18 protein-coding genes are annotated in these 20,983 nt (G+C 70.2%); 9 read left to right on the top strand and 9 right to left on the bottom strand.

Translation table 11 applies throughout. The features are described 5' to 3' along the window. Positions 1-55: 55 nt before the first annotated feature. Complete coding sequence (locus tag ACN9MP_RS17890; RefSeq protein WP_426322435.1) at positions 56-1,606, bottom strand: aldehyde dehydrogenase family protein; 1,551 nt, start codon at positions 1,604-1,606, stop codon at positions 56-58. A gap of 167 nt (positions 1,607-1,773) precedes the next feature. Between ACN9MP_RS17890 and ACN9MP_RS17895 the strand changes: the two genes are divergently transcribed. Beyond that, positions 1,774-2,442, top strand: coding sequence for a GntR family transcriptional regulator (locus ACN9MP_RS17895; RefSeq protein ID WP_426322437.1), 669 nt, complete (start codon positions 1,774-1,776; stop codon positions 2,440-2,442). Between the two features lie 424 nt (positions 2,443-2,866). Here the strand turns inward: ACN9MP_RS17895 and ACN9MP_RS17900 are convergent, their stop codons facing one another. From ACN9MP_RS17900 to ACN9MP_RS17920, 5 genes are all read right to left on the bottom strand, one after another. Further along, on the bottom strand, positions 2,867-4,138 hold the full coding sequence (locus ACN9MP_RS17900) for an ABC transporter substrate-binding protein (RefSeq protein ID WP_426322439.1): 1,272 nt from the start codon (positions 4,136-4,138) through the stop codon (positions 2,867-2,869). A 67-nt stretch (positions 4,139-4,205) separates the two neighbouring features. Beyond that, positions 4,206-5,285, bottom strand: a complete 1,080-nt coding sequence (locus tag ACN9MP_RS17905; protein ID WP_426322441.1) for a branched-chain amino acid ABC transporter permease — start codon at positions 5,283-5,285, stop codon at positions 4,206-4,208. A gap of 53 nt (positions 5,286-5,338) precedes the next feature. Next, a complete protein-coding gene (locus ACN9MP_RS17910) occupies positions 5,339-6,220 on the bottom strand; it encodes a branched-chain amino acid ABC transporter permease (RefSeq protein WP_426322443.1) in 882 nt (293 codons plus the stop codon). Between the two features lie 3 nt (positions 6,221-6,223). Continuing rightward, positions 6,224-6,934 (bottom strand): ABC transporter ATP-binding protein, encoded by a 711-nt coding sequence (locus tag ACN9MP_RS17915; protein ID WP_426322445.1) that lies wholly within the window; start codon positions 6,932-6,934, stop codon positions 6,224-6,226. Beyond that, complete coding sequence (locus ACN9MP_RS17920; protein WP_426322447.1) at positions 6,921-7,700, bottom strand: ABC transporter ATP-binding protein; 780 nt, start codon at positions 7,698-7,700, stop codon at positions 6,921-6,923. Before ACN9MP_RS17920 ends, ACN9MP_RS17915 begins: the two co-directional genes overlap by 14 nt. Positions 7,701-7,957: 257 nt before the next feature. On the opposite strand from ACN9MP_RS17920, the gene ACN9MP_RS17925 reads away from it, so the two are divergent. The 3 genes from ACN9MP_RS17925 to ACN9MP_RS17935 all read left to right on the top strand — a co-directional run bounded on the left by ACN9MP_RS17925 (position 7,958) and on the right by ACN9MP_RS17935 (position 11,202). Next, positions 7,958-9,352: an aminomethyl transferase family protein gene (locus ACN9MP_RS17925; protein WP_426322449.1), complete on the top strand. Its 1,395-nt coding sequence runs from the start codon at positions 7,958-7,960 to the stop codon at positions 9,350-9,352. Positions 9,353-9,521: 169 nt separating this feature from the next. Next, positions 9,522-10,412 (top strand): IclR family transcriptional regulator, encoded by an 891-nt coding sequence (locus ACN9MP_RS17930; protein ID WP_426322451.1) that lies wholly within the window; start codon positions 9,522-9,524, stop codon positions 10,410-10,412. A gap of 10 nt (positions 10,413-10,422) precedes the next feature. Beyond that, positions 10,423-11,202: a DUF1932 domain-containing protein gene (locus ACN9MP_RS17935; RefSeq protein ID WP_426322452.1), complete on the top strand. Its 780-nt coding sequence runs from the start codon at positions 10,423-10,425 to the stop codon at positions 11,200-11,202. A 1,519-nt stretch (positions 11,203-12,721) separates the two neighbouring features. Here ACN9MP_RS17935 and ligM read toward each other — a convergent pair. From ligM to folE, 3 genes are all read right to left on the bottom strand, one after another. Further along, positions 12,722-14,128: a vanillate/3-O-methylgallate O-demethylase gene (ligM, locus tag ACN9MP_RS17940; RefSeq protein WP_426326114.1), complete on the bottom strand. Its 1,407-nt coding sequence runs from the start codon at positions 14,126-14,128 to the stop codon at positions 12,722-12,724. A gap of 44 nt (positions 14,129-14,172) precedes the next feature. Next, entirely contained in the window at positions 14,173-15,534 is a 1,362-nt protein-coding gene (locus tag ACN9MP_RS17945; protein ID WP_426322453.1) for an aminomethyl transferase family protein, read from the bottom strand. Positions 15,535-15,650: 116 nt separating this feature from the next. After that, positions 15,651-16,262, bottom strand: a complete 612-nt coding sequence (folE, locus tag ACN9MP_RS17950) for a GTP cyclohydrolase I (RefSeq protein ID WP_426322455.1) — start codon at positions 16,260-16,262, stop codon at positions 15,651-15,653. Positions 16,263-16,389: 127 nt separating this feature from the next. On the opposite strand from folE, the gene ACN9MP_RS17955 reads away from it, so the two are divergent. The 5 genes from ACN9MP_RS17955 to ACN9MP_RS17975 are packed head-to-tail and all read left to right on the top strand — an operon-like array spanning position 16,390 to position 20,950. Beyond that, positions 16,390-17,379, top strand: coding sequence for a LysR family transcriptional regulator (locus ACN9MP_RS17955; RefSeq protein WP_426322457.1), 990 nt, complete (start codon positions 16,390-16,392; stop codon positions 17,377-17,379). A gap of 4 nt (positions 17,380-17,383) precedes the next feature. Continuing rightward, positions 17,384-18,130, top strand: coding sequence for a PIG-L deacetylase family protein (locus ACN9MP_RS17960; protein ID WP_426322459.1), 747 nt, complete (start codon positions 17,384-17,386; stop codon positions 18,128-18,130). Positions 18,131-18,161: 31 nt separating this feature from the next. Next, positions 18,162-18,881, top strand: a complete 720-nt coding sequence (locus ACN9MP_RS17965; RefSeq protein WP_426322461.1) for a 4-carboxy-4-hydroxy-2-oxoadipate aldolase/oxaloacetate decarboxylase — start codon at positions 18,162-18,164, stop codon at positions 18,879-18,881. Further along, entirely contained in the window at positions 18,868-19,956 is a 1,089-nt protein-coding gene (locus ACN9MP_RS17970; RefSeq protein WP_426322463.1) for a 4-oxalomesaconate tautomerase, read from the top strand. The genes ACN9MP_RS17965 and ACN9MP_RS17970 overlap by 14 nt, the downstream gene beginning before the upstream one ends. A gap of 25 nt (positions 19,957-19,981) precedes the next feature. Continuing rightward, positions 19,982-20,950 carry a VOC family protein gene (locus ACN9MP_RS17975; protein ID WP_426322465.1) on the top strand — a complete coding sequence of 323 codons (969 nt, stop codon included), beginning with the start codon at positions 19,982-19,984 and terminating at the stop codon, positions 20,948-20,950. Positions 20,951-20,983 lie beyond the last annotated feature (33 nt).

The following is a 20,983-nucleotide window of genomic DNA, read 5'->3' on the forward strand; positions in this document are numbered from 1 at the left end:
AGGCAGGGGATCCCCCACCGTCTCGTCCACCCGCTGTGGTCTCGCGGGCCGGAGGTCAGTGGGCCATCGAGGCGAGAACCTCCGGGTCGAGGGTGGCGATCGAGCGCGTGTCCTGGAACGCCCGGACGCCCTCGATCCCCTGCTCGCGGCCGAAGCCGGACTGCTTCATGCCGCCGAACGGCGCGCGCAGGTCCAGGCGCGTCGCGCCGTGGTCGTTGACCCACACGTAGCCGCACACCAGTTGCGCGCCGACGCGCTGCGCCGCCTCCGGCGACGCCGTCCACACCGAACCGCAGAGCCCTCCCCATGTGTCGTTGGCGAGCCGCACCGCCTCGTCCTCGTCGTCGAACGGGATCACCGGGATGACGGGACCGAACTGCTCCTGCGTGACGACGCGCAGGTCGAGACCCGGGTCGACGACGATGGCCGGCCGCACGAAGTTGCCGCCCTCCAGCTCGCCGCCGGGGAGCTCGCCGAACTCGCGGACGTCGGCTCCGGCATCCTTCGCCTCTTGGATGATCTCGTCGACGAACGCCTTCTGCGCCGACTGGTGGAGCGGGCCCATCGTGGTGCCCTCGTCGAGTCCGTAGCCGAGGCGGGCGGCCTGGAGGCGCGACGTCAGGCCCGCCACGACCTCGTCGAGTCGCGAGCGGTGCACGAACACCCGCTTGGCGTTCATGCAGATCTGCCCCGTGGTGTCGTAGATCGCGGCGTAGAGCCGGTCGAGGTGGGTGTCGTCGAGGATCGCATCTTCGAGGAAGACCGCCGCATCGTTGCCGCCGAGCTCCAGCGTGACCCGCGTCAGCGTCTTCGACGCCATCTCCATGATGCGCTTCCCGCCGTTGACGCTGCCGGTGAAGCAGACCTTCGCGATGTCCGGGTTCTGGATGAGAGCGGCCATGTCCTGGTCGCGACCCGTCACGACGTTGAGCACACCCGGAGGCAGCTTCTCGGCGACGCGCTGCACGACGCGGGTCGTCGCGAGCGGCGCCGAGGGCGGCGGCTTCACGATCGCCGTGTTGCCGGCCAGCAGGGCGTGCGGCAGCGATGCCGCGAGGATCGCGATCGGCCAGTTGAAGGGCACGATCACCGTCACCACGCCGAGCGGCTGGTACGTCACGTCGGTCGACACCGGGATGGCGCCGGGCACCGGCGGCAGCGTCTTGGAGGCGTCGACGTCGTCGGCGAGCATGAGCGCGAGATTCCAGCGGATCTCGAAGACGAGCGCGTCGATCCAGGCCTCCATGCGCACCTTGCCGTTCTCCTGCGAGAGGATCGCGGCATCCGTGTCGCGGTCGTCGGCGATCCCGGCGATCGCCTCGGCCATGTGCGCGGCCCGCTCCTGCGGCGTGAGCGCGGCCCACCCCGGGAATGCCGTCTTCGCCGCGGCGACCGCATCCTTCACATCCGATGCGGTCGCCGCCGCCGCCTCGCCCACGACAACCCCGGGTTTCGCCGGATCGGCGATGCGCAGCACCTCGTCGGTGAACCGCTCCTCACCCCCGATGTACAGGCCGGTGCGCACCGCCGCGCCGCCGGGCGAACCGGTCTCGGCCGTGCCTCGCACCGCGTCCGTGCTCACAACCGCGTTCTCGACATCAGTCATCTCCGACCACCTCTCTGTGGGCCTGCAGTCTGATTCCAGCCTGCTCCTCCGGCGGCATCCGAATCAAGATTGTCGACGATTTTTGCGCGGATTTCGTATGAGATTCTTCCCGTCGTCCCGTCGGTCGCGAGATAGTGTCAGTGCACGGGCGAACGCTCCGAAGGGGGATGACCGAGATGACGGATGCCGCAGTGCTCAGCGACGAGGCGGCTACGGAGCGACCCGACCTGACACAGGTGATCCGCGAGGCCATCCTCGACGCCCAGTTCGCGCCGCACCAGCGGCTCATCGAAGCCGATCTCAGTGAGCGCTACGGCGCCTCGCGGGCGGCGGTGCGCACCGCGCTGCTCAACCTCGCCGGCGAAGGTCTCGTCGAGCGGCTCCCCAACCGGGGTGCGCGGGTGCGGGCCATCACCGTCGACGAGGCGATCGAGATCGTGGAGGTGCGCATCGGGCTCGAGACGCTGTGCGCGCGCAAGGCCGCCGAGAACCTCACCCCGGTCGATGCCGACCGGCTGCGCACGCTGCGCGCCGACATCGAGTCCGCCATCGGGTCGGGCGACCTCGTCTCGTACTCGCGCCTCAACCAGGAGCTCGATCGCCGCATCCGCGACCTCAGCCGCCACGGCACCGCCACCCAGCTGCTCGAGCGCCTCCGGGCGCAGTCCGCCCGACACCAGTTCCGGCTGGCCTTCCACCCCGGGCGGGCCGCGACGTCGGCACCCGAGCACATCGCGATCATCGACGCGATCCTCGCGAAGGACCCCGACGCCGCCGAGGCCGCCACGCGCGCCCACCTCTCCGGCATCGTCGAGGTGCTGCACGGCATGGAGTGAGCCGTTCCACAGGCTCCGAGACCGGCTTCGCCCGAGGCATCCGTTCTCCGGATCAGGAGATCTGACGAAGACAGGACGATCTTCGGCAGAGCGTCCTGTGCCGACCAGATCTCCTGCTCCCACCAAGGATGCGGCGAGCCCCGGCCACCGGCACCCTGCGGCGCCCGCACCGGATCAGGAGATCTGACGAAGACAGGACGATCTTCGGCAGAGCGTCCTGTGCCGACCAGATCTCCTGCTCCCACCAAGGATGCGGCGAGCCCCGGCCACCGGCACCCTGCGGCGCCCGCACCGGATCAGGAGATCTGACGAAGACAGGACGGCCGACGCCGAATGGCCCTGTCCTCGCCAGATCTCCTGTTTTCGACGACGAAGAAGACGGAGAGGGGCGGCAGGACGCTCCGGCCGCCCCTCCCCCCTCAGGTCACTCGTCCCAGCTCTCGGCCGGGGCGTAGCCCTTGCCGTTGTACTTCTGCACCTGCACCGTCGAGACGGCGGGCTGGCCGTCGACGGTCGTGTCGACGGTGGAGCCCTCGAGCATCAGCGGCGCGGTGAAGCCGGAGATGGAGCGCAGCGCCTTCATGAAGTCGGCGCGCGTCGGCTCGGTCATCTCGCCGAACACCTGCTCGAGCGTCGCGCCGATCTGGTACGACCACACGCAGTGCGGGAACGCCGGGGTGTCGGGGTAGTTCGCGTACTCCTTCAGCTGCTCCAGGAAGGCGGCGCCCTCCTCGCTCTCGGCGAAGGTCGGTGCGGCCGCCGACTGCGCGAACGCCACCGTGTACACGCCGGGGAACGCGGCCGCGCCACCGGGCTCGAGGATCGCGCTCGGGCTCGACGTGTTCGACGGCAGGAACCACGAGGGCAGCCAGCCCAGCTCCTGCGCCTTCTGCAGCGACGAGATCACGAGCGGCGTGATCGACATCGCGTTGACGAACACGTCGGCGCCTGAGCCGGCCAGCTCGGTGAGCTGCGCGTCGACCGAGGTGTCGGTGGCCTCGTACGTGAGCTCCTTGACGATCTCGATGTTGTCGGCACCCTCGATGCCGGTCTTGAAGCCCTCGACGTAGCCTTCGCCGTAGTCGTCGTTCTGCGACAGGATCGCGACCTTGTGGTCTTCGGCCGACCCCGCCAGCAGCTCGCCGAAGGCCTCACCCTCGTTGAGGTAGGTCGGCACGTAGCCGAGCTGCCACGGGCTCTCCTCCTGGTTGCTGAAGATGGGGTCGCCGGTCTGAATCAGCACCTGCGGCACCTCGTCGGCGATCGCCGCCTCGCGCCACGCCCGGTTGGTGGGCGTGCCGAGACCCGCGGTCATGGCGAACACGCTGCTCTTCAGCTGGTCGTAGTTCGCCTTGGCCTTCTGCGGGTCGTACTCGTCGTCGAGCGCCTCGATCTCGACCGTGCGCTTCTTGCCGTCGCCGAACTCGACGCCGCCGTCGGCGTTCTTGGCGCCGAAGTAGGCGGTGATGCCGGCGACGGTGCACGTGCCGGGCCCGGCGGTGGGGCCCGAGAGCGGGGTCGTGATGCCGAGCGTGATCGACGAGTCGGTGATGCCGGGGCTCGCCTCGGCCGGTGCGCCCGACTCGGTGCTGTCGGGGGTGCCGCCGCCGCGTGAGCAGCCGGCGGCGAGCACGGCGACGATGCCGATCCCGGCGACGACCGAAGCGACGCGCATCTTCCTGCGGTTCGTGCTCATTGTCCTGCCTCTCTGTGTTGTTCGTGACTGTGTTCGTGACTGCGTCTGGGTGGTACGGCGGCGAGGGTCAGGTCTCCGGTGTCGCCGGTGGCGGGCCCGGCGGGGCGCCCAGGGCGTCGCCGACGGTCGAGGATCCGGAGACGGATGCCGCGGCATCCGTCCGCTCCCCTGCTCCGGTCGCACCCGGACCGCGGGGAGAGCCGGCGTTCCGCCCGCGACGGCGCCACAGCCTCGGCAGCGACACGAGGCCGCCGGGGAGGATGAAGAGCACCACGAGCAGGATGGCGCCCTGGAGCACCGCCGTGATGTTCGGGTCGATGATGTTGGTGATCTGCGGCACGACCACGTACCAGATGCCGCCGAGGAGCGAGCCGACGATGCTGCCCGCGCCGCCGATCACCATCGACGCCAGCAGCTCGATCGAGTGGCCGAAGCTCATGGTCTCGGGCGACGTGTATTGCACGACGACCATGTACAGGAAGCCGCTCACGCCGCCGATGAGCGAGGCGATGGTGAATGCGAGCACCTTGTAGCGGTACGGCGAGACGCCCATCGAGCCGGCCACGGCCTCGTTGCCCTTCACGATCGCGAACGCGCGGCCGTACTTGCCGCGCACCAGATTGCGCGTGAGGAGGAAGGTGATGCCCGCGATGAGGAAGACGATGTACAGCTGCCACTGGTCGTCGTAGAGGCCCGTCCATTCGGGTGCGTCCGAGAATCGTGCCGAGGTGCCCTGCGAGCCGCCGGTGAAGTCGGAGAGGCGCTTGGCCAGCGGCACGCCGATGAGCGGAAGCGCGATGGTCACCATCGCGATGGCGAGGCCGCCGAGCCGCGCAGCGGCGAGCGCCACGAGGAGTCCCAGCACGCCGGGCAGCGCGACCGCGAAGAGGAAGACCAGGAGGATGTTCCAGTCGGCGTTGACGCCGAAGGCCGTCGCGTAGGCGCCCACGCCGACGAAGAAGATCTGACCGAGCGAGACCTGGCCGGTGTAGCCCATCACGACATTGAGGCCGAGCACCGCGACGGCGAAGACGCCGATGCGCGCGATCGTCTGATTGGCGAACTCGGGCAGGATCAGCGGCACGATGATCATCAGCACGACGACGAGGCCGTACCCCGCCCACCGCACCCAGGTTCGTTCGAGCAAGGGGGCCCGATCGAGCAGGGCGGTCCGGTTCGAGGAATCCGCGGTCGAAGGCATCAGACGCGCACCACCGCTTTCCGGCCGAACAGGCCCTCTGGCCGCACGAGGAGTACGACGAAGATGAGGATGAACGGCACAGCGATCTTGAGATCGTGTCCGATGAAGGGGATGTAGACCGCCGCGAGGTTCTCGAGCACGCCGATCAGCCACGCGGCCACGACGACGCCGATCGGGCTCGACAGGCCGCCGAGGATGCACGCGGCGAGCGCGTACACGAGGGCGGAGTCCATCATCCCGGGCGTCAGTGTCAGCTGCGGGGCGACGAGCACTCCGGCCACGGCGCCGAGCACGGCGGCCAGGCCCCAGCCGACCATCAGGTTGCGGCCGACGTTGATGCCCGAGAACGCGGCCGAGGCCGGATTGATCGCGACGGCCCGCAGCCCCAGTCCCAGCTTCGTGCCGAGGAAGAGCGCCTGCATGAGCCCCATGATCACGACGATGACGATGATCGTGCCGAGCGAGCGGATGCTGATGACGGCGCCGCCGATCTGGATGGTCTCGAGCGGGAAGAGCGACGGGAAGAGCCGGTTGTTGTACGTCCAGATCCATGCGCAGATCCCGGTGATGAGGGTCAGCAGGCCGATCGTGACCACGACCGCGGTGTCGGGATCGCCCCGTTCGAAGCGCCGGATCAGGTAGCGCTCGATCAGCGCGCCGAGGAAGAACGAGACCACGATCGCGGCCAGGATCGCGAGGATCAGCGGCACGCCGAAGCCGTTCAGCGACCACGCGATGTAGGCCGACAGCACGGCCATGCCGCCCTGCGCGAAGTTGATGAGCCCCGTGGCCTGGTTCACGAGCACGATGGCGAGCGCCAGCGCCGCGTAGATCGACCCCGTCGACAGGCCGTCGATCACGAGCTGGATGAAGGTGCCCATCGTTCAGCCCCCCAGGTACGCGCGGCGGATCTCGTCCATGCCCTTGAGCTCCGCCGTCGAGCCGGTGAGGACATTGCGCCCCGTCTCGAGCACCGTCGCGCTGTCGACCAGGGTGAAGGCGAGGTTGGCGTTCTGCTCGACCACGACCATCGCGATGCCGGACTCGCTGCGCAGGCGCCCGATCGCCTGGTACACGGTCTTCGCCGTACCGGGAGCCAGGCCGAGGGATGCCTCGTCGAGCAGCAGCAGCCGGGGCCGGGCCATGATCGCGCGGGCGATCGCGAGCATCTGCTGCTCGCCGCCCGAGAGCGCCGAGGCGTTGGAGCGGATGCGGTCCTGCAGCTGCGGGAAGAGGTCGAGGCAGTAGTCGACGTCGGAGCGGATGGCCTTGGCGTCCTTGCGCCGGTAGGCGCCGACCCGCAGGTTCTCGCGCACCGTCAGATCCGACAACGTGCCTCGCCCCTCGGGCACGTGCGCGATGCCGAGCGCGGCGACCTGGTCGGGGCGCAGACCTCGCAGGTCCTTCCCGTCGAAGCGGATCGTCCCCGTCGAGCGCACGGTGCCCGACACGGCGCGGAGGGTCGTCGTCTTGCCCGCGCCGTTGGCACCGAGGATGCCGACGGCGCCGCCGTCCGCAACGGTGAGCGAGACGCCCTCGAGCACCTGCACGCGCCCGTAGAACGCGCGCACATCGGCGACTTCAAGCAGCGTCATCGACCGCGTCCTTCCCGAGGTACGCCTCGATGACACGGGGGTCGGCCTGCGCCTCGGCCGCCGAGCCCTCCATGAGCTTGCGCCCGTGGTCGAGCACGACGACGCGGTCGGTGAGGGCCGAGATCAGTCCCATGTTGTGCTCGACGATGACGACCGTGATGCCGTCGTCGCGCACCCGGCGCACCGTCTGGATCAGCTGCTCGACCTCGGCGTGCGGCAGGCCGGCCGCGGGCTCGTCGAGCAGCAGCAGCTTCGGCTTCATGAGCAGGGCGCGGCAGATCTCGACGCCTTTGTGGAGGCCGTGCGAGAGCTCGTCGGCGCGGGTCGTGGCGGCCCACCCCAGTCCGTGGGCCTCGAGGAGGTCGAGCGCCTCCTGACGCAGCGCCTTATCCGATCGCACGGTGCGCGGAAGCCGGAGCGACCACTCGACCGGGCCGCCCGGCAGGCGGCTGTGAGCGCCGAGCAGCACGTTCTCGAGCACCGTCTCGCGCAGCTGGAGCGCGGGATGCTGGAATGTGCGCGCCAGTCCCTTCCGCGCGAGTGCGGCGGGCGCCGAGCCGAGCACCTCGTCGTCGTCGATCGTGATCGAACCGGCGCTCGGGCGGTAGTGCCCGCTCACGCAGTTGAACAGCGACGTCTTGCCGGCGCCGTTCGGCCCGACGAGACCGAAGATCTGACCGGCCTCGACCGTGAAGGCGACATCCTCGAGCACCTTGACTCCGCCGAAGTGAAGGCTGACGTCGCGGACTGCGAGCCGAGCACCCATGCTCCACCTTTCGCGTCGTCGCGTCGTCACGGTCGATCCGGGGCCTCGAGTGCTCCCCTTGCTCGGAAAGCTACGGATTCGCGGTCAGATTGTCAACGATTTTGGTGTGAAGTTCCCGGACCGTGACCTCCGATCCGATGTTCGGGCGCAGCGCGCGCAGGCGCAGCATCCGATTCCGGCCAATGGAACTCCGGCGAGGAGGCGGCTCCCGGGGCTTCTACGCTGACCGCAGCTTCAACGAAGAAGGAGGGTCGCTGATGACCACCACGACCACGACCGACGCGACGACCGAGACGCTCGCGCAGGCGATCGACCGGGCCGGCAGCCCCGTCGAGCTGCTGCGCAACCAGAACTGGCCGGCGTTCACCTTCCCGGTGGCGCCCGAGTTCACCAACTGGCGCGACGAGCAGCGGGCGTGGAACACCTCGGTCGCGCTCATGGACCAGTCGCACCACATGACGCAGCTGTTCCTCGACGGCGACGACCTGATCCCGCTCCTCAGCTCGATCTCGCCGAACACGTTCGCGACCTTCCGCCCCGGCGTCGCCAAGCAGCTCATCTCGGTGAACAAGGACGGCTACCTCATCGGCGACGGCATCCTGTTCTACAACTCCGAGGGCCCCGAGGGACTGGTGCTCATCGGGCACCACATCCTCATCGACTGGGTGCGCTTCAACGTCGAGAAGGCGCAGGATGCCGGAAAGGACGTGCGCTACCGCCTCGAGGCGAACTCGCACATGCGCCAGGCGCCGCCCACGTTCTACCGTTACGAGCTGCAGGGACCGCACGCCGACCTCGTCATGGAGAAGGTCTTCGGCGGTCCGGCGCCCGAGATCAAGTTCTTCCACATCGGCGACGTCACCATCGCCGGGCGCCCGGTCAAGGCCCTGCGGCACGGCATGGCCGGCCAGCCCGGCTTCGAGTTCTTCGGACCGTGGGAAGACAACGAGGTCGTGCTCCAGGCGCTGATGGAGGCCGGCGAGGAGCACGGCATCCGCCGCGTCGGGGCGAAAGCCTACTCGTCGACGCCGCTCGAGGCGGGCTGGGTGCCGACGCCGTTCCCCGCCGTGTTCGACGACGACTTCGCGGAGTACCGCGACTGGCTGCCCGCCGGGCGCATCGGCTCGGTCGCCGGATCCCTGTACTCGACCGACATCCACGACTACTACATGACGCCCTTCGACATCGGGCTCGGACGCTCGGTGCGCTTCGACCACGACTTCCACGGCCGCGAGGCGCTCGAGAAGCACGCGGAGAATCAGCGCCGCCGCAAGGTCACGCTGATCTGGAATGCGGAGGACGTCGCCGCCGTGGTGCGGTCGCAGCTCGAGCCGGGCACGCCGGCGAAGTACCTCGACTTCCCGAAGGCCCGCTACGGGTTCTACCAGATGGACGAGGTCCACAAGGACGGGCAGCTCGTGGGCATCTCGACGGATGCCGGATACATCGCGTACGACCAGCTCTACATGTCCCTCGCCACCCTGGACGCCGGCTTCGGCGACGGAGACGAGGTCGAGGTGGTGTGGGGCGAGGATCCGGTCTCCCGCAAGCACTCCGTCGACGCCGACCACCGCCAGGTGCGGATCCGCGCGACCGTCGCCCCCGCCCCGTACCACGACTTCGCCCGGACGGTGTACCGCCAGAACGACTGAGGGCCCCGGTGCCGGCCGCCGGCCGCTGGCCGCTGGCGGTCGGGCTTCGGGTGGCGCGACACGCGGAATGGCCACGTCGATCCCGCGTGTTGCGCCCCGGGAGTCCGGGGGGGTGGGACGGATGCCGCGCCGCGGGGGTTAGCATGGCGGCGTCATCGAGGAGGATGCCGTGGCGCGAGGATCTGCCGGAGAGTCGGTGCTGCACCGTCACCTGCGGGTGCTCGAGAGCTTCGACGCGTGGCATCCGTTCCTGACGCTCAGCGAGATCGCCGACGCGGCGGCCATCCCCCGATCGAGCGCGCATCGCCTCATCGCCGAGCTCGAGCACGAGGGTCTCCTCGAGCGTCTCCCCGACCGGACGTACCGCCTCGGGGTGCGGCTGTGGGAGTTCGCCAGTCGCACGCCGGGAGCGGTCGGCCTCCGCGAGATCGCCCGCCCGTGGCTCGGGGCGGTGCACGAGCGCGTGCGGCAGCACACGCAGCTGGGCGTGCTGAGCGGGCACGACGTACTGTTCATCGACCGGATGTCGACACGCGACGCCGTCGTCAACGCCACGCTCATCGGAGGACGGATCCCGCTGCACGCGTCGTCGAGCGGACTGGTGCTGCTGGCCCACGCCGACCCGTCCCTGGTCGCGGAAGTCATCGCCGAAGGCCTGCGGGTGTACACCGAGCGGACGATCCGCACCGGCCCGGAGCTGCGCGCGCGCCTGCGCAAGGTGCGCGACGACGGCTATGCCGTGACCGAGGGGCACATCCACCCCGAATCCCGCGGCATCGCGGTGCCGATCATCGGGCCAGGGGGGACCGTGTACGCCGCGATCGGCGTCGTGGTGCCGAACGACGGCGTCTCGCCCCATCCTTATGCCGAGCTGCTGCGACGCGCCGCCGCCGGCATCGCCCACGACCTCGCGATCGCCTACCGCCCCGACGTCGACGAGCGCACGCACGGCATCCGCTCGCTCGTGAGCGGTTCGCGCCGCTCGCTGGAGTACCTCGAAAGCCTCGACACCGACCCGCACGACGCCGTCGCGCCCGTCGGCACGACGGCCGTGCCCTAGGGTTTCCGCCATGACGACGATCGCGATCCTCGGCCTCGGCGAGGCCGGCCGCCGCTACGCGCGCGGCCTGGCCCACGCCGGCGCCGACGTCCGCGGCTTCGACCCCGCCCACGAGCTCGGCGACCCCGACGTCCCCCAGTTCGCGACGCTCGCCGACGCGCTCGCGGGAGCCAACGTGGCACTGAGTCTCGTGACCGGCCACGCCGCGGCATCCGTCGCCCATGACGCGCTCCCGCACGTCCCCGAGGGTGCGGTGTACGCCGACCTCAACACGGCGGCTCCCGAGCTCAAGGCGGACATCGCGCGGCTCGCGGCCGACCGCGGACGGGCGATGGCGGATGTCGCGGTGCTGGCGCCGGTCGTCCGTGCAGGGCATCGCACGCCGCTGCTCGCGAGCGGTCCGGGCGCGCACGAGTTCGCGGCGCTCGTCGGCCCGTTCGAGGTCCCGGTGCAGATCGTCGACGGCGACGCGGGCGAAGCCGCCCGGTTGCGGCTGCTGCGCAGCGTCTTCATGAAGGGCCTCGCGGCGCTCGTGCTCGAGGGTCTCGGCGCCGCGCGCGCCGTCGGCGCGGAGGAGTGGCTCCGCACGCAGATGGCGGACGAGCTGGGCCCCGACGGTGCGGCGCTCATCAACCGCCTCGTGCACGGCAGCACGCAGCACGCGGTGCGCCGCGAGCACGAGGTGCGCGCCGCGCTGGCGGCGCTGGAGTCGTCCGGCCAGCCGGCCGACATGACGCGCAGCACCCTCGCGTGGTTCGAGCGCCTCGTCTCCCAGCGCGACGCCGGCTGACCAGCCGCTCGCCGGGACGAGCGTGAAGGTGGCACCACACGCCGTCACCCGAGCCCTCGCGCGACCACACCCGCCACCTCCGCGTGAGCCCCGCCGGCAAAGGTGACACCACACGCTGCCCCCTCCACCCAGGGCCGGCAGCAAGGTGACACCAGACGCCGCCACCCGAGCCCTGGCGCGACCACACCCGCCACCTCCGCGTGAGCCCCGCCGGCAAAGGTGACACCACACGCCGCCACCCCCGCCCTTGCGCGACCACACCCGCCACCTCCGCGCGAGCCACGCTGGCAAAGGTGACACCACACGCCGCCCCCTCCACCCAGGGCCGGCAGCAAAGGTGGCACCACACGCCGTCACCCAAGCCCTGGCGCGACCACACCCGCCACCTCCGCGCGAGCCACGCTGGCAAAGGTGACACCACACGCCGCCACCCGCCACCTCCGCGCGAGCCACGCTGGCAAAGGTGGCACCACACGCCGCCACCCGAGCCCTAGTGCGACCACACCCGCCACCTCGGCCCAAGGCGCGCTGGCAAAGGTGACACCACACGCCGCCACCCGAGCCCTAATGCGACCACACCCGCCACCTCCACCCAAGGCGCGCACGCGCGCCCCTCCACCCAGGGCCGGCAGCAAAGGTGGCACGACACGCCACCACCCGAGCCTTTGCGCGACCACACCCGCCACCTCCGCGCGAGCCCCGCCGGCAAAGGTGGCACCACACGCTGCCCCCTCCACCCCGGGCCGGCAGCAAAGGTGGCACCACACGCCGTCACCCGAGCCCTAGTGCGACCACACCCGCCACCCGAGCCCTCGCGCGACAACACCCGCCACCTCCACCCAAGGCCCGCTAGCAAAGGTGGCACGACACGCCGCCACCCCCGCCCTTGCGCGACACCGGGCGCCACCTCCACCCAAGGCGCGCACACGCGCGCCCTCCACCCAGGGCCGGCAGCAAAGGTGGCACCACACCCCGCCACCCGAGCCCTCGCGCGACAACACCCGCCACCTCCGCGTGAGCCCCGCCGGCAAAGGTGACACCACACGCCGCCACCCGCCACCTCCGCGCGAGCCACCCTGGCAAAGGTGGCACCACACGCCGCCACCCGAGCCCTAGTGCGACCACACCCGCCACCTCGGCCCAAGGCGCGCTGGCAAAGGTGACACCACACGCCGCCACCCGAGCCCTAATGCGACCACACCCGCCACCTCCACCCAAGGCGCGCACGCGCGCCCCTCCACCCAGGGCCGGCAGCAAAGGTGGCACGACACGCCACCACCCGAGCCTTTGCGCGACCACACCCGCCACCTCCGCGCGAGGCGCGCGATCGCGAAGGTGGCACGTCACGCCGCGACCCCGCGCCCGCGCCGAAGCCCGCCACGCTCAGGTGACGCAACACGCGGAACCGACCACCCCACCCCGCGTGTTGCGACCCCCCGAAGGGGTGCCCGGGACGGATGCCGCAACCCCGCGCGCGCGCCCGCGTCCGAGCCCACCGCGTGCCCGGCGAGCGCGCCGGTCAGGCCGCTCCGGCCGTACGCCAGCCGCCGTGGTATTCCTGACGTGCCGTCACCGCGTACGGCACCGGGCTCACGACGGCACGGACCGCGATCTGCTCGTGCGGCTCGACGGTGGTCTTGCGCGAGCCGCCGTCGGGCTCGCCCCACACCACGCGCACCTCGGCGCCGATCGGCACGTCGCGGTCGACGGTCGCCAGCGACAGGCCGCGCTTCTCGTTCGCCGTGACGCCGGTGAAGAGCGACAGGCCCACGGTGTTCCCGTCGGCGTCGATCACGGCGTCGTAGTTCGAGGAGCCGTAGTTCGCGTTGGGCAGATCGAAGAACTGGTAGCCCGGCCCCTCCCGGTCGATGACCGTCGTGAGGATCTTCCCGAGGTCCTCGTCGTTCCACGCCAGTGTGACCTTCTTGCGCTGCGACTCGGGGTCGACCTTCTCGAGCGCCTCGCGGCCGATGAAGTCGTGGTCGAACTTCACGAACGAGCCGTAGCCGAGGTCCCACGGGTTCAGGTAGTAGTCCTCGATGTCGTCCGACACGAACGACCCCGCGAGCGCATTGATCGCCTCGTAGCTGTCCGCGGGAAGCCACTCGCGGTAGCGGCGCTCGATGTCGCCGCCGGTGTAGACGGCCGGCAGCGGCGACGGGATCCACCCCGACTCCAGGGTGTTCGACGAGTAGGCGCGGGAGCCGCACGGCTCGATGCCGAACTCGCGTCCCGCCTCGAGCACGGCGTCTCGGATCTTGCCGTGCTGCTCGTAGGGTCCCCAGATCTCGAGGCCCGGGGCGCCGGCCATGCCGTGGCGGAGCGTCCGCACCTGTTCGCCGGCGACCTCGAGCTCTCCCATGTGGAAGAACCGCACCTGCTCGACCTCCCGACCGGCGAGCTTCTCGATGATCGGCCAGGCGTTGGGCCCCTGGATCTGGAAGCGGTAGAACTCGCGCGTGACGGCCTGGCCGTACGGGCGCGACGGCGAGCGGTCGTCGTAGCGGGTCTCGACGTCGTAGGAGCCGGTCTCGGCGTGGAACTGCAGCCAGTTCGCGGCGGGCGCGCGGCCGACGTAGACGTACTCGTCCTCGGCGAGATGGAACAGGATGCCGTCGCCGATGACGCCGCCCGTCGAGGAGGTCGGCACGAACTGCTTGGCCGTGTTCACCGGGAAGTTCGCGAACGAGTTGATGCCGGTGTCGGAGATGAGCTTCAGCGCGTCGGGGCCGGTCATGAAGAAGTTCACCATGTGGTGGGTCTGGTCGTAGAGGACGGCCGTCTGGCGCCACGCCTTCTGCTCCCGTCGCCAGTTCGAGAACTCCGCGGGCACCACCGGGTAGATGTATGTGCCCAGCTGCGAGTTCCGCAGCGTCTCGACGACGTTGCCGCGCTCATCCAGATAGTCCTGCAGGCTTGCCACGATTCCTCCTTGATTCGCTGTCGCTTGTTTCGCTGTCGCAGGCGTCGTCACGCGCCGCTGTTCTTCCGGTAGTTCTCGCGCGCGAAACGTGAGTAGGGCGCGGGCTCGACGACCGCACGGATCTGCACCTGGCGGTGCGGCTCGACGGCCGGCTTGCTCGAGTTGGGCTCCTCGCCCCACACGACCACCACCTCGGTCCCCGGCTGCGCATACGCGTTCTCGATGCTCGCGAGCGATGCGAAGACCTGCTCGTTGGTGATGTATCCGGCGTCGTGCGAGATGCCGACGTCCTTGCCGTCGACCAGGACGCGGTCGACCTGGTAGAGGCCGTAGCGCGCTTTGGGGAAGTCGATGTACTTGGCGGGGACTCCCGGCTCCAGCAGGGAACGCTGGGCCGCAGCGACATCGTCGGCATTCCACACCAGCGTGACCTTCTGCCGAGCCGCGTTCGCCGCGTGCTCCTCGAGCGCCTCGCGCCCGATGAAGTCGTGGTCGAACGAGACGCTGCGTCCGTAGCCGAGGTCGTACGGCGTGACGTAGTAGTCCTCGATGCGGTCGGACGCGAGGCTGCCCGCCAGCGACCCCGCGCTCGCTGCGGGAAGCCACTCGCGGTACCGATCGGTGTCATGCCCGCTGAAGATGGCGGGGAGCGGCGAGGGCACCCATGCCGACTCGAGGTTCGCCGACGAGTACGCCTTGGAGCCGACGAGCACGAGCCCGAACGCCTCTCCGTGGTGGACGAGGGCGTTTCGCACGCGCTCTCCCTCTTCCCACGGGCCGAAGAGCTCGAACCCCGGCTGGCCCGCCATTCCGTGACGCAGCGAGCGCACCGCGAGATCGTCGATGGTGAATGTCGCCATGTGGAAGAACTTCGTGTCGGGCACCGGCGCGCCGGTGACGCGCTCCATGAGCGCCAGTGCGTGGGGCCCTTGCAGCTCGTAACGGTAGAGCTTCGGGTTTCCGGCCCGCACGATCGAGTTGCCGTCGCGCTCGAACGAGACGTCGTAGTCGCCGGACTCGCCGTGGAACTGGACCCAGTCGATCACCATCTGGTGGCCGACGAGGTCGAACTCGTTCTCCGCGAGGTAGAACAGGATCGCGTCGCCGATGAGGTAGCCCTCATGGTTGACCGCGATGAACTGCTTGGCCTTGTCGACCGCGAAGTTCGTGAAGCTGTTCACGCCGGTGTCGCTCAGCAGCCGCAGCGCGTCGGGCCCCGTGATGAACAGGTCCGTCATGTGGTGCGACTGGTCCAGCAGCGCCACCGACGTGCGCCACGACTGCTGCTCCGAGCGCCAGTTGCTGAACTCGGCGGTCACCGGGAAGATCGTCGGCCGTGCCTGCGCGTTGCGCAGGAGGTTCACTGCGCTGCCGGCCCGTTCGATCGCCGCTGCGAGTGACTCGGCCATTGCGAACTCCTTCGTTCTGAGAGACACATTCGGTGTGTCCACGGCCACGCTACCTAAGTTCCACTTACCGGCAACCCCCTTCTCTTTCACTGCTGCTAATAGTCCATCTCCGAGTGCTAATCGCGCCCGCACCGCGGTTCGGCGAGCAGCCACGAAACGTCGGCCATCGAACCCGAACCGGCGATCGTCACCACGCGCGCGTCGGCCGTCGAGGGAGCGAACTGGTTCATGCATTCGTGGCGCGCCTCGATCCGCACCGCCACCCCGTAGGGCGTGAGCCTCGACACGAGCGCATCCGCGATGCCGGCACCGAGGGTCTCCTGCAGCTGCGGCCGGCGCGATGCGCGGTCGACGAGCGCAGCGATCCGTCCGAAACCTGCGAGCAGGCTGCGCGGACGGTAGTACACGTCGGCGACTCCGTCGAACGGGAGGAGGTGATGCTCGCACAGGGCGCGGAATCGGATGCCGGTGACAGCGATGAGCTCTCCCCCGGTGCCGTCGGCGACGGGGATGGGCTCGCCCAGGGCGTCGGCGACGTCGGCGCCGATGCCCGAGGTCAGCTCCAGGAAGAGATCGGCGACCCGGTCGGGGGTGCGCACGATCCCCGGACGCGCGAGATCCTCGCCGAGGGCATCGAGGAGTTCGCGCACGGCCGCCACGGCGCGGTCACGATCCGCCCCGTGACGGGGGCGGCCTCGATGTTCGTCGTGGCGGACGGGAACGGTCATCAGCGACTCCTTCGTCGGCACGGTCGCCGCCGACCGCGCGAGAGATAAACGCTACTAAGAACCGGCGGAGGTCTGGCTACAGTTGTCCTAATAGCCGGTTTCCCTCTGCTAACGATGCCGGAGTGCGATGGACCTGAATCTCGTGAAAGTCTTCGTCGCCGTCTATGAGTCCCGCAGCCTCACGATCGCGGCACGCCGGCTCTTCGTGACGCAGTCGGCCGTCAGCCAGTCGCTCGGCCGTCTGCGTGCGCAGTTCGACGACGTGCTCTTCGAGCGCGCGGGCAACGGAATGCGCCCGACGCCACTGGCCGAGGCGATCTATCCCAATCTGCGCGACGCCATGTCGAGCGTCGACCGCGCACTGGACTCGGTGTTCGAGTTCGACCCGTCGACGACGGAGCGCGTCTTCCGGGTCGCGCTCTCCGAGCTCGGTGAGATCGGCTGGCTGCCCACGATCGTCGACGCGCTGAACACCCTGGCTCCGCGAGCACGGCTGGAGGTCGCGCGGCTGCAGCCCGAGATGCTCGTGGACGCGCTCACGCGGGGAATCATCGACCTGGCGATCTCGCCCGCGCGGCTCGGCAACGATCTCGCGCACCGCCGACTGAAGCGCGAGTCGTATCGGGTCGCCATGGCGCAAGGCCATCCACTCGCCGCCGATGCGCTCACGGTCGACCAGTACCGGGCGGCACGTCGCATCGTCGTGACCGGCGATCCCGGCACGGAGCTGCTCGAGGCGGCCCATGCCCGCCTCGGCGACGTGGCGCCGCCCGTCGTGTCGGTGCAGCACTTCGCGTCCCTTCCCCCGATCCTGATCGCGGGCGGATTCATCGCCACGATCCCCGAGACGCTCGCGCAAGGGTGGTCGACGCAGTGGCCGCTGCACGTCACGGACGTGCCCTTCGAGTTGCCGGAGGCGGAGTTGCACGTGTACCGGCGCAGCACCACCCAGCACGCCGCAGCTCTGGACTGGTTCTACGACACCGTCGCTCGCTCGGCCTCGCGGACGAGAGGGTTCTTCGGCACGATCGGCGCGGCGAACGAGGGGGGAACGGAGCGCCTTCCGCGGATTGTCGACAATCTGGTTGACGATCTTGGGCCTGATGTGGTTCGCTGACCGCATGACAGACACGCTCCTGGTCGTCAGCGCCCACGCCGGCGACTTCGTGTGGCGCGCGGGCGGCGCGATCGCCTCGGCGGCCCTCCGCGGCGAGCGCGCGGTCGTGGCGTGCCTGTCGTACGGCGAGCGCGGCGAGTCCGCCAGCCAGTGGCTCGACGGCAAGTCGCTGGACGAGATCAAGCGCATCCGGCGCGACGAGGCCGAGGCCGCGGCATCCGCTCTCGGCGCCGAGATCGAGTTCCTCGACCTCGGCGACTACCCTCTCGTCGAGTCGCGCGACGCCGTCTCGCGCCTCGTCGACCTCTACCGGCGCGTGCAGCCCACGGTCGTGCTCACCCACACGCTCCGCGACCCCTACAACGGCGACCACCCCGCCGCCGCGCGCATGGCGCTGGAGGCACGCGTGCTCGCGCAGGCGATCGGCGTCGCGAACTCCGATGGGAGCTACCCGGCGAAGGACGACATCATCGGCGCCCCGCCCGTCTTCTTCTTCGAGCCGCACCAGCCCGAGCAGTGCGACTTCACACCGAACGTGCTGCTCGACATCACCGACGCCTTCGCCCGCAAGCGTGCGGCGATGGAGTGCCTGCCCGCGCAGAAGCACATGTGGTCGTACTACACCGACCTCGCGATCCGCCGCGGCGTGCAGCTCAAGCGCAACGCCGGCCCGAACCTCGGCCTGCCCCACGAGACCATGGGCGAGGCGTACATGCGGCACTTCCCGCAGGTCACCGCGGTGCTGTCATGACCGCGATCGGGTCGGAGGGACGGATGCTGCGATGACAAGGCCCGTCGTCATCACCGACATCGCGCGGGCCGATGCGGCGACGGCCGCCGCGCTCGGCGCGCACGGCGTCGCCACCGTGCATGAGGCGATGGGCCGGACGGGACTCGTGGGCGCCGGCATCCGTCCGATCCAGACCGGTGCGCGCGTCGGCGGCACCGCCGTCACGGTGCTGAGCTGGCCCGGCGACAACCTCATGATCCACGCGGCGATCGAGCAGTGCCGGGAAGGGGATCTCCTCGTCGTCACGACCACCTCGGCGTCGAGCGACGGCGCGTTCGGCGACCTCTTCGCCACGGCGCTCAAGGCGCGCGGCGTGCGCGGACTCGTCACGACCACCGGCGTGCGCGACACGGCGGATCTGCGCGACATGGGCTTTCCGGTGTGGTCGAGCGCCGTGCACGCGCAGGGCACGGTGAAGGCGACGCCCGGATCGGTGAACGTGCCGATCGTCGTCGCCGGGGCGACGGTGCGCCCGGGAGACGTCATCGTCGCCGACGACGACGGGGTGGTCGTGGTGCCGCGCGAGCGAGCATCGACGGTGCTGTCGGCGGCCGACGCGCGCGTCGCGAAGGAGACGGCTGACCGCGAGGCGTACGGCTCCGGGAGGGAGCTCAGCCTCGACCGGAAGGGCCTGCGTCCGCTCCTCGCCGAACTCGGCGTCGAGTACCTCACGCAGGCCGACTACCAGGCGCGCGACGATGACGGGGCCTGACCCGGCGGCGGCGGCGCGCGACGGCATCCGCTGCATGCTCATGCGCGGCGGCACGTCGAAGGGCGCCTACTTCCTCGCGGACGATCTGCCGCACGACCCGGCCACGCGCGACGACCTGCTCCTGCGGATCATGGGCTCGCCCGACCCGCGACAGATCGACGGCATCGGCGGCGCGCATCCGCTCACCAGCAAGGTCGCGATCGTCTCACCCTCCCCCGTCGACGGCATCGACGTCGACTACCTCTTCCTCCAGATCGGCGTCGACAGCGCGACCGTCGGCGACGCGCAGACGTGCGGCAATCTGCTCGCCGGCGTCGGGCCGTTCGCCGTCGAGCGGGGTCTCGTCGCGGCGACGGGAGAGCGCACGACGGTGCGCATCCGTCTTCTCAACACGGGGGATGCCGCCACCGCCGTCTTCGCCACGGCCGGCGGTCTGCCCGACTACACCGGCGACGCGACCATCGACGGCGTGCCGGGAACGGCATCGGCCATCGAGCTCGAGGTCGGAGGGGGGCCCGAGAAGCCGCTCCTTCCCACCGGCAGCCCGGTGGACGAGATCGACGGGCACGTCGTCACGCTGATCGACAACGGGATGCCGGTGGTCGTGCTCCGCGCGGACGAGTTCGGCCTGGACGGCTCCGAGTCGCCGGGGGCCCTGGAGGGCGACGCCGAGCTCGGTGCGCGCATCGAGCGCGTGCGGCTCGCGGCCGGTCCGCGGATGGGGCTCGGCGACGTCGAAGCGCAGACGGTGCCGAAGATGATCCTCGTCTCATCGGCGCGCAACGGGGGCGCGATCTCGACCCGGGCGTTCATTCCGGCGCGCGTGCACACGGCGATCGGCGTGCTGATGGCAGCATCCGTCGCCGCCGCGCTGCGCATCCCGGGCGCCGTGGGCTCCGACCTCGCCGGGCCGCTCGATGGCGAGGAGACGGCGATCGAGCACCCGAGCGGCACCTTTCCCTCGCGCGTGCGGGTGACGCGCGACGCCGACGGCACGTGGCGTGCGACGTCGTTCTCGCTGCGCACCGCCCGCAAGCTCTTCGACGGCACCGTCTTTCCGGGGCCGCGACGTTGAAAACCCTGTCAGAGAGGACACCACGATGACCGCCGACACCTCGTTCGATGTCGCGCACCTCGCCCACGTCGAGCTGCTCACACCCACCCCGGCCGAGAGCCGCTGGTTCTTCGAGGAGCTGCTCGCCATGCGGGTCGTCGCCGAGGACGGCGACTCGATCTACCTCCGTACGTGGGACGAATACCAGCTGTACACGATCAAGCTGACGGGCTCGGATGCTGCGGGCGTGGGTCGCACGACGTTCCGGGCATCGTCGCAGCAGGCGCTCGAGCGCCGGGTCGCCGCGATCGAGGCGACCGGGCTCGGTCGCGGATGGGTGGACGGAGACGTCGGCTGCGGGCCCACGTACGAGTTCACCGATCCCGACGGGCACGCGATGGGGATCTTCTACGAGGCCGAGCGGTACGTCGCCGGCGACGACGACCGCCCGGCGCTGAAGAACCAGGCCTCGCGCTTCCCGGGCCGCGGGGTGAACGCCCGGCGCCTCGACCACATCAACTACCTCGCGAAGGACGTCGAGGCCAACGGCGAGTTCCTGCGGGACGCGCTGGGGATGCGGGAGTCCGAGCGGATCCGGCTCGACAACGGCAGGTTCGCGGCCTGGTGGTTCCACTTCTCGCTGAAGTCCTACGACGTGGTGTACTCCGACGACTGGACGAAGCACGGCAACCGCCTGCACCACATCGCGTTCGCCCCCGACACCCGGGAAGACATCCTCAAGGCCGCCGACATCTTTCTCGAGAACGGCATCCACATCGAGTCGGGCCCGCACAAGCACGCCATCAACCAGACGTTCTTCCTCTACGTCTGGGAGCCCGGCGGCAACCGCATCGAGTTCGCCCAGGCGGGCGCCCGCCTGCTGCTGGACCCCGATCAGCCCGTCGTCGAGTGGACCGAGACCGAGCGCAAGAAGGGTCAGGCCTGGGGCATGAAGACGATCGACACCTTCCACACCCACGGCACCCCGGTCGTCGACGCCCCGCCCTCCCACTGACCCTGGGTCGCCGGGCGCCGGGGCGGGCGCGAA

Origin of the sequence: Microbacterium sp. E-13 (assembly GCF_049912955.1) — a bacterium.
In the GTDB taxonomy this organism is placed as follows: Bacteria; Actinomycetota; Actinomycetes; order Actinomycetales; family Microbacteriaceae; genus Microbacterium.

What these genes read in the sequence shown, in the direction of transcription:
- ACN9MP_RS17890 (WP_426322435.1), bottom strand. Translation starts at nt 1,606, where the DNA reads ATGACTGATGTCGAGAACGCGGTTGTGAGCACGGACGCGGTGCGAGGC.
- ACN9MP_RS17895 (WP_426322437.1), top strand. Translation starts at nt 1,774, where the DNA reads ATGACCGAGATGACGGATGCCGCAGTGCTCAGCGACGAGGCGGCTACG.
- ACN9MP_RS17900 (WP_426322439.1), bottom strand. Translation starts at nt 4,138, where the DNA reads ATGAGCACGAACCGCAGGAAGATGCGCGTCGCTTCGGTCGTCGCCGGG.
- ACN9MP_RS17910 (WP_426322443.1), bottom strand. Translation starts at nt 6,220, where the DNA reads ATGGGCACCTTCATCCAGCTCGTGATCGACGGCCTGTCGACGGGGTCG.
- ACN9MP_RS17915 (WP_426322445.1), bottom strand. Translation starts at nt 6,934, where the DNA reads ATGACGCTGCTTGAAGTCGCCGATGTGCGCGCGTTCTACGGGCGCGTG.
- ACN9MP_RS17920 (WP_426322447.1), bottom strand. Translation starts at nt 7,700, where the DNA reads ATGGGTGCTCGGCTCGCAGTCCGCGACGTCAGCCTTCACTTCGGCGGA.
- ACN9MP_RS17925 (WP_426322449.1), top strand. Translation starts at nt 7,958, where the DNA reads ATGACCACCACGACCACGACCGACGCGACGACCGAGACGCTCGCGCAG.
- ACN9MP_RS17935 (WP_426322452.1), top strand. Translation starts at nt 10,423, where the DNA reads ATGACGACGATCGCGATCCTCGGCCTCGGCGAGGCCGGCCGCCGCTAC.
- ACN9MP_RS17945 (WP_426322453.1), bottom strand. Translation starts at nt 15,534, where the DNA reads ATGGCCGAGTCACTCGCAGCGGCGATCGAACGGGCCGGCAGCGCAGTG.
- folE (WP_426322455.1), bottom strand. Translation starts at nt 16,262, where the DNA reads ATGACCGTTCCCGTCCGCCACGACGAACATCGAGGCCGCCCCCGTCAC.
- ACN9MP_RS17955 (WP_426322457.1), top strand. Translation starts at nt 16,390, where the DNA reads ATGGACCTGAATCTCGTGAAAGTCTTCGTCGCCGTCTATGAGTCCCGC.
- ACN9MP_RS17960 (WP_426322459.1), top strand. Translation starts at nt 17,384, where the DNA reads ATGACAGACACGCTCCTGGTCGTCAGCGCCCACGCCGGCGACTTCGTG.
- ACN9MP_RS17965 (WP_426322461.1), top strand. Translation starts at nt 18,162, where the DNA reads ATGACAAGGCCCGTCGTCATCACCGACATCGCGCGGGCCGATGCGGCG.
- ACN9MP_RS17970 (WP_426322463.1), top strand. Translation starts at nt 18,868, where the DNA reads ATGACGGGGCCTGACCCGGCGGCGGCGGCGCGCGACGGCATCCGCTGC.
- ACN9MP_RS17975 (WP_426322465.1), top strand. Translation starts at nt 19,982, where the DNA reads ATGACCGCCGACACCTCGTTCGATGTCGCGCACCTCGCCCACGTCGAG.